This is a genomic window from Pseudomonas sp. GCEP-101 (genome assembly GCF_025133575.1).
Lineage (GTDB): Bacteria > Pseudomonadota > Gammaproteobacteria > Pseudomonadales > Pseudomonadaceae > Pseudomonas > Pseudomonas nitroreducens_B.
On the sequence record NZ_CP104011.1, the window covers coordinates 233,000 to 245,606 of the forward strand.

At 67.7% G+C, this 12,607-nt stretch carries 11 protein-coding genes; 4 read left to right on the forward strand and 7 right to left on the reverse strand.

The window, feature by feature from the left end; genetic code table 11:
* Positions 1 to 14: 14 nt before the first annotated feature.
* Genes N0B71_RS01065 through N0B71_RS01090 form a run of 6 tightly spaced genes read right to left on the reverse strand, consistent with a single transcriptional unit; the run spans position 15 to position 7,330 of the window.
* A complete protein-coding gene (locus tag N0B71_RS01065) occupies positions 15 to 1,022 on the reverse strand; it encodes a chemotaxis response regulator protein-glutamate methylesterase (protein ID WP_259756676.1) in 1,008 nt (335 codons plus the stop codon).
* Positions 1,019 to 3,298 (reverse strand): hybrid sensor histidine kinase/response regulator, encoded by a 2,280-nt coding sequence (locus N0B71_RS01070; RefSeq protein WP_259756677.1) that lies wholly within the window; start codon positions 3,296 to 3,298, stop codon positions 1,019 to 1,021. The genes N0B71_RS01065 and N0B71_RS01070 overlap by 4 nt, the downstream gene beginning before the upstream one ends.
* A complete protein-coding gene (locus tag N0B71_RS01075) occupies positions 3,295 to 3,996 on the reverse strand; it encodes a chemotaxis protein CheW (RefSeq protein ID WP_259756679.1) in 702 nt (233 codons plus the stop codon). Before N0B71_RS01075 ends, N0B71_RS01070 begins: the two co-directional genes overlap by 4 nt.
* Positions 3,989 to 5,230, reverse strand: a complete 1,242-nt coding sequence (locus tag N0B71_RS01080) for a CheR family methyltransferase (RefSeq protein WP_259756680.1) — start codon at positions 5,228 to 5,230, stop codon at positions 3,989 to 3,991. Before N0B71_RS01080 ends, N0B71_RS01075 begins: the two co-directional genes overlap by 8 nt.
* Entirely contained in the window at positions 5,227 to 5,736 is a 510-nt protein-coding gene (locus N0B71_RS01085; protein WP_259756681.1) for a chemotaxis protein CheW, read from the reverse strand. The genes N0B71_RS01080 and N0B71_RS01085 overlap by 4 nt, the downstream gene beginning before the upstream one ends.
* Complete coding sequence (locus N0B71_RS01090; protein ID WP_259756682.1) at positions 5,711 to 7,330, reverse strand: methyl-accepting chemotaxis protein; 1,620 nt, start codon at positions 7,328 to 7,330, stop codon at positions 5,711 to 5,713. Before N0B71_RS01090 ends, N0B71_RS01085 begins: the two co-directional genes overlap by 26 nt.
* 190 nt (positions 7,331 to 7,520) lie before the next feature.
* On the opposite strand from N0B71_RS01090, the gene N0B71_RS01095 reads away from it, so the two are divergent.
* From N0B71_RS01095 to N0B71_RS01105, 3 genes are all read left to right on the forward strand, one after another.
* On the forward strand, positions 7,521 to 7,958 hold the full coding sequence (locus N0B71_RS01095; protein WP_259756684.1) for a YqaA family protein: 438 nt from the start codon (positions 7,521 to 7,523) through the stop codon (positions 7,956 to 7,958).
* A 186-nt stretch (positions 7,959 to 8,144) separates the two neighbouring features.
* Positions 8,145 to 9,767 carry a methyl-accepting chemotaxis protein gene (locus N0B71_RS01100; RefSeq protein ID WP_259756686.1) on the forward strand — a complete coding sequence of 541 codons (1,623 nt, stop codon included), beginning with the start codon at positions 8,145 to 8,147 and terminating at the stop codon, positions 9,765 to 9,767.
* Between the two features lie 117 nt (positions 9,768 to 9,884).
* Entirely contained in the window at positions 9,885 to 10,274 is a 390-nt protein-coding gene (locus N0B71_RS01105) for a hypothetical protein (protein ID WP_259756688.1), read from the forward strand.
* 1,185 nt (positions 10,275 to 11,459) lie between these two features.
* On the opposite strand, the gene N0B71_RS01110 is transcribed toward N0B71_RS01105, so the two are convergent.
* A complete protein-coding gene (locus tag N0B71_RS01110) occupies positions 11,460 to 11,744 on the reverse strand; it encodes a hypothetical protein (RefSeq protein ID WP_259756689.1) in 285 nt (94 codons plus the stop codon).
* Positions 11,745 to 12,009: 265 nt separating this feature from the next.
* Here N0B71_RS01110 and N0B71_RS01115 point away from each other — a divergent pair, with 265 nt between their 5' ends.
* A complete protein-coding gene (locus tag N0B71_RS01115; RefSeq protein WP_259756690.1) occupies positions 12,010 to 12,600 on the forward strand; it encodes an amino acid synthesis family protein in 591 nt (196 codons plus the stop codon).
* Positions 12,601 to 12,607: the final 7 nt, after the last annotated feature.

The following is a 12,607-nucleotide window of genomic DNA, read 5'->3' on the forward strand; positions in this document are numbered from 1 at the left end:
TCCGTAGCCCGCACTCAGGCGCAGACCTCAGCCAGTCGGCGGGCGATGTCGCCCAGCGCGCGGATTTCCACCGCAGCGCCGATCGCCGCCGCGGCCTTGGGCATACCGTACACGGCGCTGCTCTCCTGGTCCTGGGCCAGGGTCAGGAAACCGCGTTCGCGCATGTGTTTCAGGCCTTCGGCGCCGTCCCGGCCCATGCCGGTGAGCAGCACGCCGACGGCGTCGCCCACCCAATGTTCGACCACGCTGTCGAAGAACACGTCGATCGAGGGTCGGTAGATGTGGCCGCTGGGTTCGGCGGTGTAGGCCAGCTCGCCGCCCTTGAGCAGGCGGATGTGGTGATTGGTGCCGGCCAGCAGCACGCAGCCCGGCTGCGGCGGCTCGCCGTTGCGCGCCAGGCGCACGGGAATCTTCGACTGGGTCGAGAGCCACTCGGCCATGCCGGCGGCGAAGACCTCGTCGACATGCTGGACCACCACGACGGCGGCGGGAAAGTCCGCCGGCAGGCGCGCGAACAGATCCGCCAGTGCTGCCGGGCCGCCGGCCGAGGAACCGATGGCGACCAGCTTGCGTGCACCGCCGCCCTTGCGCGCCGGCACCGTATTGATCGCCGGGCGGCTGTCGTGCGGGGCGGTCAGCCAGGCCAGGTTCTGCAGCTTGCGCAGCAGCGGGCGGGCGGCTTCGGCGGGGTCGCCCACGCCCATGGTCGGCGTGTTCACCGCGTCCACCGCGCCATTGCCCATGGCGTCGAACACGCGGCTCATGTTCTGCTCCAGGTCCACGGTGACGACGATGATCGCGCAGGGGCTCTGCGCCATGATCCGGCGGGTCGCCTCCACGCCGTCCATCACCGGCATCAGCAAGTCCATGAGTACCACGTCGGGCTTGTGCACGGCGCACATTTCCAGCGCCTCCGCGCCGTTGGCGGCGACCCAGACGACGCGGTGCGCCGGCTCATAGGCCAGCGCCCGGCGCATGGCCTCCACCGCCAGGGGCATGTCGTTGACTATCCCTATCCTCATCCCTGTGCACCCCCGATCAGGTCGACCACCGCATCCAGCAGGGCCTCGTCATGGAAGCTGGCCTTGGCCAGATAATAGTCGGCACCGGCGTCCAGGCCGCGCCGCCGGTCTTCTTCGCGATCCTTGTAGGACACCACCATCACCGGCAGCGACTGCAGGCGGGTGTCGCGGCGGATCAGGTTGACCAGCTCGATACCGTCCATGCGCGGCATGTCGATGTCGGTGATGACCAGGTCGAAACGCTCCGAGCGCAGCGCGTTCCAGCCGTCCATGCCGTCCACCGCGACCGCCACGTCATAGCCGCGCCCCAGCAGCAGCTTGCGCTCCAGCTCGCGCACGGTGAGCGAGTCGTCCACCACCAGCACGCGCTTGCGCACCGGGCCGGAGAGACGGCCGGCGGGGTCGATGCGTTCCAGGCGACCGGTGGCCAGGAGTTTTTCCACCGAGCGCAGCATGTCCTCGACATCGAGGATCAGCACCGGCGTGCCGTCGTCCAGCAACGCGCCGGCCGAGACGTCCTGCACCTTGCCTAGCCGCGCATCCAGCGGCACCACCACCAGGGTGCGCTCGCCGATGAACTTTTCCACCGCTACGCCATAGGCGCTGTCGCGCTCGCGGATCACCACCACCGGAATCTCGTCCGGCGTGGCCTCTCCCTCGGGGCGTTGCAACAGCTGGCTGGCCGACACCAGGCCGACGTGCCGGCCCTCGTGCCAGAACTGCTGGCGGCCCTCGAGCTGGACGATCTCGTCCGGCGCCAGGCGGCGCATGCGCTCGATGTGCGCCAGCGGGAAGGCGTAGGCTTCGCCGCCGATGCTGACCACCAGGCTGCGCACCACCGACAGCGTCAGCGGCACCTCCAGGTGGAAGCGCGCGCCCTGCCCCGCCACCTGCTCCATGCGGATGCCGCCGCGCAACTGCCGCACCATGTGCTGCACGGCGTCCAGGCCGACGCCGCGGCCGGACACCTCGGTGACCTGCTCGCGCATGCTGAAGCCGGGCAGGAACAGGAAGCTCAGCAGTTCCTCCTCGGTGAGGCGCGCCACGGTCTCCTCGGTGGACAACTGGCGGCGCACGATGGCCGTGCGCAGGCGGTCGAGATCGACGCCACCGCCATCGTCGCGCAGTTCCAGCACCAGCATGCCGGCGTGGTGGCGCGCCAGCAGCTGGATCGTGCCCTCCTCCGGCTTGCCGTGGCGGGCGCGCACCTCCGCGGGTTCGATGCCATGGTCGACGGCATTGCGCAGCAGGTGGGTGAGCGGCGCTTCGAGCTTCTCCAGCACGTCGCGATCCACCTGGGTGGTGGCGCCCTGTACGTCCAGGCGCACGGTCTTGCCCAGCGAGCGGCCCAGGTCGCGGACCATCCGCGCCTGTCCCGAGAGCACGTCGGAGAACGGCCGCATACGGCACGACAGCGCAGTGTCGTAGAGCGACCGGGCACGCTGGCCAGCCTTGAAACTGAATTCGTCCAGCTCGGCGATCTGCTCGCTGAGCAGTTGCTGGCACTCGCCCACCAGACGCCGCGCGTCCGCCAGGTAGGCCTGCGCCTCGGTGTCGAGGTTGGCGGTGCTGGCAGCATCCCGCGCGCCATCGAGCACGCGGCTGGCACTGGCCTGGATGCGCTTGAGCCGTTGCAGCGAATCGAGCAGCGGTTTGAGGCGCTGGGATTCCACCAGCGATTTGCTGGAGTAATCGAGCAACTGGTTCAGGCGCTCGGCGGTCACCCGCAGCACGCGCTCGCCGGCTTCGTCGCTGTCGTTGGCGCGGCGACGCGGGGCGCTGTCGGCGGCGGGCGGCGCAGCCGGGATGGGCTGTTCGAGCACCACCGGCGCCGGCTCGGCAGGCAACGCCAGCGGCGGCGCGGGTGCGGGCGGAACGTGGCCGGCAACCAGCGCCTGCAGTTGTTCCACCATGGCCGGTACGCCCTGCCGGGCCTGCTCGGCACGGTCGGGCTGGGCATCGGCGATGTGCAGGAGGATATCGGTGCCGGCCAGCAGCGCGTCGATATGCCCGGAGGTCAACCGCAGCCGCCCCTCCTGGGCGCCGACCAGGCAGTCTTCCATTACATGGGCGACCTGCACGCCGGCATCCAGCCCGACGATCCGCGCGGCCCCCTTGAGCGAGTGCGCGGCGCGCATGCAGGCTTCGAGCTGGTCGGCCTGGCCCGGATTGCGCTCCAGCGCCATCAGCCCCTGCACCAGCACCTGCGTCTGGGCTTCCGCCTCCAGGCGGAACAGCTCCAGCATCGATGCGTCCTTCATCTGGTCCGGCGTCATGCGAGGCTCCGGGTGGCCGCGTCGAGCAGCGCTTCCTGGTCGAGCAGGCGGATGCTGCGCTGGCGCCACTGCATCACGCCACGGGTGAAGCGGTCATTGGCGGCGTGGCGTTGCGACGTGGCCTCGACGATGGCGTTCTCGTCCAGCGCGTGGATGCCGTCCACCTCGTCCACCGGCGAGATGATCGGCCCGCTGAGCGCCGCGAGGATCAGCATGCGCGGCACGACGCGGGCGTCGTCGCGGGCAACCGCGCGGCTGTCGAGGCCCAGCAGCTCGCCCAGGGAAATGCACGCCACCAAGGTGCCGCGCACATTGGCCACGCCCAGCAGCGCCGGCGAGCGCTGGTGCGGCAGCGAATGCACCACGCAGGCGGGCGCCACCTCGGCCAGGGCGCGGGTGGGCAGCCCCAGCCATTCCTCCCCGAGACGGAAAATCAGGTGCGGGCGCCCCTCCTCGACCTCCGCCTCGGTGGCATCGACCGGCGCCAGCTCCGCGCCGTCGCTGCCCAGCGAATAGCGGTCCAGGAGGCTGATGGCAGCGGCGGCATGCACCGGGCAGTTGCGGCAGTGGATGTACTCGGCCAGCCTCGGGCAGCTGCGGTCGCCGCGCACGCCGATGCGGTTCCAGCAGTCGTCGACGCTCGGCAGGTCGCCCTCGAGCGACGCGCTGTCGCGGTATGAAGAGCCGCGTTCAACCATTGCGCTTCACTCCTCGCGCGGCACGTTCCTGCAGGCGGCGGGCGCCGGCCGCGTCGCCCTGGGCCGCGAGCAGCGCGGCCAGGTGTTGCAGGCTTTCCTGGTGATCGGGTTGCAGGTACAGGGCCTTGCGGTAGTACCCCTGGGCTTCGCTGCCCTGCCCCTGGGCATCGGCCAGCAGGCCCAGCCAGTAGAAGACTTCGGCGTCCGGGCCCTTTTCGGCCAGCAACGCTTCGCAGCGCTGGCGCGCTTGCGTGGCCTGGCCGGAATTGGCCAGCCGGGCGATGTCCACCAGTGCGTTATCGGCAGGCGAGGCGGCCGGCTGAACGGTGTTGCCGGCCGGACGGGGACGCAGCGGCGTGGGCTTGGGCGCCGCCGGGCGCGGGATCGGCGCCGGCGCCGGGGCCGTCCACTTCGGCGGCGCGGCGCGCGGGGCGGCGTCGGCAACCTGCAGCGGGAAGGCGAAGGACTGCGCCACGCCCAGCGGTCGCAGGCCGATGCGCGACATCAGGCTGGCCTCGGCCGGGCCGATGAACAGCACGCCGTCCGGCCGCGCCAGGCGGCGCAGCACCTCCACCACCTGCGTCTGGGTCGGGCGGTCGAAGTAGATCAGCAGGTTGCGGCAGAATACATAGTCGTAGGGCGCCTCGCCAGCCAGCAGGCCCGGTGCGAGCAGGTTGCCAACGCGGAAGCGGACCGCGCGGCGCACCGCTTCACTGAGCTGGTAATCGTTGCCGTCGGCGCTGAAGTAGCGCTCGCGGAAGCCCAGGTTGGAGCCGCGGAAGGAATTGCGCCCGTAGCGCCCCTCCTCCGCGCGCTCCAGCACCGCGCGGCTGACATCCAGCGCGTCGACCTGGAACGCCGCGGGCGCCAGCCCGGCATCGAGCAGCGCCATGACGATGGAGTACGGCTCCTCGCCGGTGGAACACGGCAGGCTGAGCAGCCGCAGCGGGCGGGTGCCGGCCAGCTCCAACGCGCGCCGGGCAGCGAGGTGGGCCAGCGCGGCGAAGGATTCGGGATAGCGGAAGAACCAGGTCTCCGGGACGATCACCGCCTCGATCAACGCCTGCACTTCCTCGGCGGAGCCCTGCAGTTGCAGCCAGTAGTGCTCGACATTGCCGCCGCTGACCTGGTTGCAGCGCTGGCGCACGGCGCGCTCGATCACCGCGTCGCCGACCGACTCGGCGTCCAGGCCGATGCGCTCCTTGAGCAGCTGGGCGAAGCGTGGGTCGCTCATGCCGGCGCATCCCCCGCGTCTTGCAGCAGGCGCGCTCGGGCTTCGTCGCTGAGCAGTTGATCGACGCTCACGCGCTGCAGCAGGCCGTGCTCGTCTTCCAGCACGGGGCCGAGGTAGCGGGCGCTGCCGTTGTCCAGCGCGTAGGCACGGAACGCCGCCGGATCCCGGCGCAGGGTGTGGGTTGCCTGTTCGAGGATCAGCCCGAGCCGCCGCTGCTGCCCCTCATCATCGGCGCGGTAACGCACCAGCACCAGGCGCGTGCTGGTACGCCGCAGCGCGCTGTGACCGAACGCCAGTTGGCTGAGATCGAGCACGGGTAGCAGCTCGCCACGGTGCGGGAACAATCCGGCAACCCAGGCGGGCGCTTCCGGCACGTGCTTGAGCACGGGCAATGGCAGCACCTGCAGGACGTCATCGACGTCCAGCGCGTAGCGGTCCGTCCCCAGGCGGAACTGCAGGTACAGCCTGCCCGCCGCGGCGTCAGACCTTGAAGCGGGAGACGCCATTGCGCAGTCCATTGGCCACGAGGTTCAGCTCATCGATGGCGAAGCTGGCCTGGCGCAGGGATTCCACCGTCTGCCCGGTGGCCTCGCCGAGCTGCACCAGCGCCTGGTTGATCTGCTCGGCGCCGGTGGCCTGGGCCTGCATGCCCTCGTTGACCATCTGCACGCGCGGCGCCAGGGCCTGCACCTGCTGGATGATCTGCGAGAGCTGCTCGCCGACCTGGCCGACTTCCGAGATGCCGCGGCGCACCTCCTCGGAGAACTTGTCCATGCCCATCACGCCGGCAGACACGGCGGACTGGATCTCGCGGACCATCTGTTCGATGTCGTAGGTGGCCACGGCGGTCTGGTCGGCCAGGCGACGCACCTCGGTGGCGACCACGGCGAAACCGCGGCCGTACTCGCCGGCCTTCTCCGCCTCGATGGCGGCATTGAGCGAGAGCAGGTTGGTCTGGTCGGCCACTTTCACGATGGTGGTGACCACCTGGTTGATGTTGCCGGCGCGCTCGTTGAGGATTGCCAGCTTCGCGTTGACCAGTTCGGCGGCGCCCATCACGTGGTGCATGGTCTCTTCCATGCGCGCCAGGCCCAGCTGGCCGGAGCCGGCCAGGGTGGAGGTCTGCTCGGCGGCCGAGGACACCTCGGTCATGGTGCGCACCAGGTCGCGGGAGGTGGCGGCGATTTCCCGCGAGGTGGCGCCGATCTCGGTGGTGGTGGCGGCGGTTTCGGTGGCGGTGGCCTGTTGCTGCTTGGACGTCGCGGCGATCTCGGTGACCGAGGTGGTGACCTGGATGGCCGAGCGCTGCGCCTGCGCGACCAGGGTCTTGAGCTCCTCGGCCATGCCGTTGAAGCCGGTTTCGATCACGGCGAACTCGTCGTTGCGCTCCATCGCCAGGCGCGTGGTGAAGTCGCCGCTGCCCATGACCTGCAGGCCCTTCACCACCTGGCGCACCGGCTCGGTGATGGCGCGCATCAGCAGCAGCCCGCAGACCGCCGCCACCAGCAGGGCGAGCAGCATCGACACCAGCATGATGATCTTGGCCCGGTGCACTTCGACGACGATGTCGGCCGCCGCCGTATCGGCGATTTGCTTGTTCAGGTCGATCAGTTCATTGAGTGTCCGGCGCCCGGCTTCCCAGGCGGGGTCGAGCTTGTCCACCACCATCTGGCGGCCCGCGGCGCGGTCCTTGGTGTACTGGTCCAGCACCTGCGCCAGCAGCTCTTCGTAGCCCTGCGCCTGCTGCTTGAAGCGGTCCATCAATTGCCGGTCGCGCGTCTCGTGGATGGTCAGTTCGTACTTGGCGATGCGGTCGAACAGCACGTCATGATTGGCGTTGAAGGCCTGGCGGTCCGTCGCGTCGAGCGCCTTCTCCTGGCTCAGCCCGACCAGCATGTGCACCATCAGGATGCTGTCGGTCCAGGCCGAGCGCACGGTGGTCAGGGCGTAGGTCCCCGGCATGGCGTCCCGGCTCACCCGGTCGGTGCTCTTCTCGATGTCCAGCAGCCGGATGTAGGAAATCACTACCATCAACAGCATGATCGCGATGACGACAGCAAAGCTGGCCAGGATGCGTTGGCGTAGAGTCCAGTTCTTCACAGCGTTCCCCAGAGATGGTCGAGACATGCTGACGAAAGTGCACTTGAAAGAGCTTAGGCTCGCAAATGCAAATTCCTACTAATTCCTCAGCAAGATACGACATATAGTATCTGGACAGAGGTGAAACTCGCCTCCTTATTCCAAATTTCCAGCACATTTTCCCGCCCCGGAACGCCGACGAAATCCGCCCATGCTGTCCCTCGCCCTGGCCGCCCACGCCGGCCTGTTCCTCTCGGCATTCGGCGCCGCCACCCTGCTGCCGCTGCAATCCGAAGCCGTGCTGGTCGCCCTGCTGCTGGGCGGCCACTACCCGCTGTGGTCCCTGCTGCTGGCCGCAAGCCTGGGCAACGTGCTCGGTTCGCTGGTGAACTGGCTGCTGGGGCGGGGGCTGGAGCGCTGGCGCGGCAGCCGCTGGTTCCCCGTGAGCGACGCGGCGCTGGCAAAGGCCCAGGGCCACTACCGGCGCTTCGGTAGCTGGTCGCTGCTGCTGAGCTGGGCGCCGGTGATCGGCGACCCGCTGACACTGATCGCCGGCGTCATGCGCGAGCCGCTGTGGCGCTTCCTGCTGCTGGTCACTCTCGCCAAGGTCGGCCGCTACGCCGTGCTGGCCTGGCTCACGCTCGCCTGACTCACGCTCGTCTGACCCACGCTCGTCTGAATAGTCCCCTCGTCAAAAGCGGACAGGTTTTTCCTCTGCTAGTCCTGTTTTGCCACTGCATCGAAAAAATGGCGCCAAGTAATATCAATGCGCCATCACCGTGCATGGCAGGGCCACAGGCCCCTCGACCGGATTTTAGAAAAAGGGAATTTCACGATGTTCAGAAGCATGAGTATTGGCCGCCGCGCGTCCCTGGGTTTCGCCGTCATGGGCCTGCTCCTGGTGTTCCTCGGGCTGTTCTCGCTGTACAAGCTCTCGACCTTGCGCGCCGCCTCCGAAGAGATCGACAGCAACTGGTTGCTGAGCATCAACCACATGAACCAGTTGTCCGGCGACATCGCCCGCATCCGCCTGGAGTCCATGCGCCTGCTTGTCAACCACGACAGCGCCGCCCGTGAGCGCAGCCTGGGCCTGATCGCCGAGGCGCGGCAGGACAAGGACAAGGTGCTCGCCGACTACCGCCGGCTGATCCTCAGTGCCGAGGAGCAACAGCACACCGATGAGCTGCGCCAGGCGCTGGACGGCTACCTCGGCTTCGTCGACCAGTTGCTGGAGAAGGTCCGCCAGTCCGACGACGACGGCGCGCTGCAACTGCTCAACGGCAGCATCGCCCAGCAGGGCGCCGAGCTGAACAAGCGCCTCACCGCGCTGATCGACCTCAACCGCAACGGCGCCGCCGCGGCCGCCGAGCGCGCCGTGGAGCAGTACCAGAGCGGCCGGCTGGTGGTCGGCGTGGTGCTGCTGCTGAGCGTCGGCCTGACCCTGCTGCTGGCCTGGCAACTCACCCGCAGCATCGTCGTACCGCTCAACCAGGCGGTACGCGTGGCGCAGACCATCGCCGGCGGCGACCTCAGCCAGCGCTTCAGCGTCGAAGGCCGGGATGAGCCGGCACAACTGCTCAATGCCCTGGCGGACATGCAGAACAGCCTGCGCGAGACCATCCGCGGCATCGGCAACTCGGCCAGCCAGCTCGCCTCGGCCGCCGAGGAAATGCACAGCGTGATGGAGGAAAGCAGCCGCGCCCTGCAGCAGCAGAGCGACCAGATCGAAATGGCCGCCACGGCCGTCAACCAGATGACCAGCGCGGTGGAGGAAGTCGCCAGCAATGCCGCGTCCACTTCCGCGGCCTCCCGCGAGGCGATCGACGCCGCGCGCACCGGCAGCGAGCGGGTGGACGAGACCTCCACTGCCATCGGCACCCTGGCCGGCGAAGTGGGCCAGGCCTCGCAGCAGGCCGAGGCGCTGGCGAACCAGGCGCAGGACATCGGCAAGGTGCTGGAGGTGATCCGCAGCGTCGCCGAACAGACCAACCTGCTGGCGCTCAATGCCGCCATCGAAGCCGCCCGCGCCGGCGAGGCCGGACGCGGCTTCGCGGTGGTGGCCGACGAAGTGCGTTCGCTGGCCCAACGCACCCAGAGTTCGACCCGCGAGATCGAGGAACTGGTTTCGGCGATCCAGAACGGCAGCGACCGCACCGTCGCCGCCCTGCTCAGCAGCACCGCCCATGCCGAGCGTACCGTCAGCCGCACCGGCGAGGCCGGCGCTTCGCTGCAGGTGATCCTCGAACGCATGTCGATGATCAACGAGCGCAACCTGGTGATCGCCAGCGCGACGGAAGAACAGGCCCAGGTCGCCCGCGAGGTGGACCGCAACCTGCTGACCATCCGCGACCTGGCGACCCAGACCTCGGCCGGCGCCACCCAGACCAGCGCGGCGAGCCAGGAGTTGTCGCGCCTGGCCGTGGACCTGAACGGAATGGTGGCGCGCTTCGTGGTCTGAAAGGCTGATTCCTAGGCCGATTTCGCCAACTGAGTAGCGAATTTGGACATGGCGATAGGGAATTTTTCCGGCATTTTCCTATCCAATGGCCATCATGGAATGCCACAGGGTGGATAGATGAAACTGTTGAAATTGTCGGCCGTGCTGGCCTCCGCCGCGCTGCTGAGCGCCTGCGGAGGCAACCAGGCCAAGGTCTGCGGCTCGGACGACGTGAAGAACCAGCTGGTGAAGATCTTCCTGTCGGGCGCCCTCTCCAGCCAGTCCGACGCCCTGAGCAAGGCCGAACTGAAGGATGTGGCGATCATCGACAAGGACCCGGACAGCGGCGTGCTGGAATGCGTCGGCACCTTGACCGTGCCGGTGGTTGGCCAGGTCGCCTCGGGCACTCTGAAGTACCAGATCGCGCCTGCGGCCAAGTCCGAGCACGACTACCTGCTGCTGCTCGCCGACGGCCCGCTGGCGAACGCCTTCGCCAAGCGCATCGAAGGGATGATCCCGCAGCAGTGAGGGTTATCCACAGGCAATGAAGAACCGGCCCATGTGGCCGGTTTTTTATTGGGCGATCCAGGAACCACCCTGTAGGAGCGGGCCATGCCCGCGATCCGCCGGCTGGGCCGGCGCCTGTCCTGATGCTGATCGTGCAGGTTTGCGACCTCGGCTTGGGAGTTCCTGCGTCGCTCCGGTGGGCGCCCGGACTTCTTGTTTCGCCCCCCCGGGCGACCTTCTTTGGCAAACGCCCCAAAGAAGGCAAAGGTCTTGCCCCGGACATCCGGTTTTTCGCTCAGGCGAAAAATTCCCTCGCTCCAGCGAAGTTTCAGGGGCACGCCGCGACGGGCCATCCCTGGCCCATCGCAGCTCTCGCGGCATCCATGCCGCTCAACCCCTGAAACTCCGCTTCCACTCGGCCTCCTGAACGGGGCGGTTCGGCGTGTGCGGATGTTTCTCTGGAAGTCTTCAGCATCAGAGCCAAAGCCCTAGCTTGAATCGGGCGGGCTATTCGTAGGAGCGAGGGGCACCTAGTTCTTGCTCGCTAACCGCCCCTGGCTTTTGGCCGCGCAATCCTATGCGGCGCAGCCCCCTCCAGGCCAAGGCAGCGCCCTGCAACATCCGAGCAAAAGAAGCGTCGGCCCTGCCGACAGATCACGGGCATGGCCCGTTCCTACAGGTGAACGTGGGTGCCATGCGGTTCGCGAGCAAGCTCGCTCCTACGAAGAGCCCGCGTCTCCGATCCAGCCTTGGCTCTGTTTTTCTACGACTTCCAGAGAAACATCCGCGCACTCCGAACCGCCCCGTTCAGGAGGCCGAGTGGAAGCGGAGTTTCAGGGGTTGAGCGACATGGATGTCGCGAGAGCTGCGATGGGCCAGGGATGGCCCTTCGCAGCGTGCCCCTGAAACTTCGCTTCAACGAGGGAATTTTTCGCCTAAGCGAAAAACCGGATGTCCGGGGCAAGACTTTTTGGTTCCTTTTGTGGCGTTTGACAAAAGGGACTCGCCCGAGGGGGCGAAACACAGAGTTCGCGTGCAAGCTGGAGCGGCGCTGAAATACCCAAGCTGAGGCAGCACATCCGAAATATTGGAGTCAGGGCAGGCGTCGGCCCTGCCGACGGATCACGGGCATGGCCCGTTCCTACAGGTGAGTATCAGGCGCCGGCCTGTAGGAGCGCGACCCGCGACCACCGTCGGATGAAAGGGTCAGAACCCCTCCAGATCGATCAACTCCCCCTCGAAGCGAATCGACCCGCCCTCCTCGTTCGCCTCGCCACCCTGGATCTCGCCGTAATAAGAGAGCCCGTTCTCCAGCGTCACACAGACGTGGGTCGGCTCGTCCGGCGCATCCAGCTGGCCCTTGAAGCGCACCTCGATCACGCCCTCTTCCGGCGCGCTGAGGGTCACCGTCACGCGGGCGTTGTCCACCGCTTCGGCCTCGCGCCCCCAGTGTTCGGCGCTGACGGTCACGGTAGCGATTTCCTGTTTCATGCTCGAAGGCTCTCCAGAAGGCTCCGGCGCCATGCGCGCCGGCTGATGGCGCCAAGGATACCGCGCCGCCGAAGCCGCCGAAACGGCGGTTTTCCCCTGCGACCGCCCGTCGCCTGCCCTCCCTGCACTTCCATGCACCGCCCGCCGCTGCTGGCCTGGGCACTCCGACTGCCACGGCAAATACGCCTTGCGTAAACCGTATTATGGTATACCATGATACCGAATCCCTTCCCCAACCCAGCCGCAGTCATCACTGGAGCGACCCATGAGTTTCGAGATTCGCAAGATCGTCACCTACAGCGAGCAGACCTTCATCGAAGCCGGCAAGGCCACCGACACGCCGGTGACCATGGTCGGCCTCGCCGTGGTGATCAAGAACCCCTGGGCCGGTCGCGGCTTCGTCGAAGACCTCAAGCCCGAGATCAAGGCCAACTGCTCCGAGCTGGGCGCGCTGATGGTCGAGCGCCTGACCGCCGCCATCGGTGGCGCTGACAAAATCCAGGCCTACGGCAAGGCCGCCGTGGTCGGCGCCGATGGCGAGATCGAGCACGCCTCCGCCGTCATCCACACCCTGCGTTTCGGCAACCACTACCGCAAGGCCGTGGATGCCAAGAGCTACCTGAGCTTCACCAACAAGCGCGGCGGCCCGGGCACCTCGATCCAGATCCCGATGATGCACAAGGACGACGAAGGCCTGCGCTCGCACTACATCACCCTGGAAATGCAGATCGAAGACGCCCCGCGCGCCGACGAGATCGTCGTGGTACTGGGCGCCGCTGACGGTGGCCGCCTGCACCCGCGCATCGGCAACCGTTACATCGACCTGGAAGAACTGGCCGCCGAACAGGCCCAGTGATCCACAC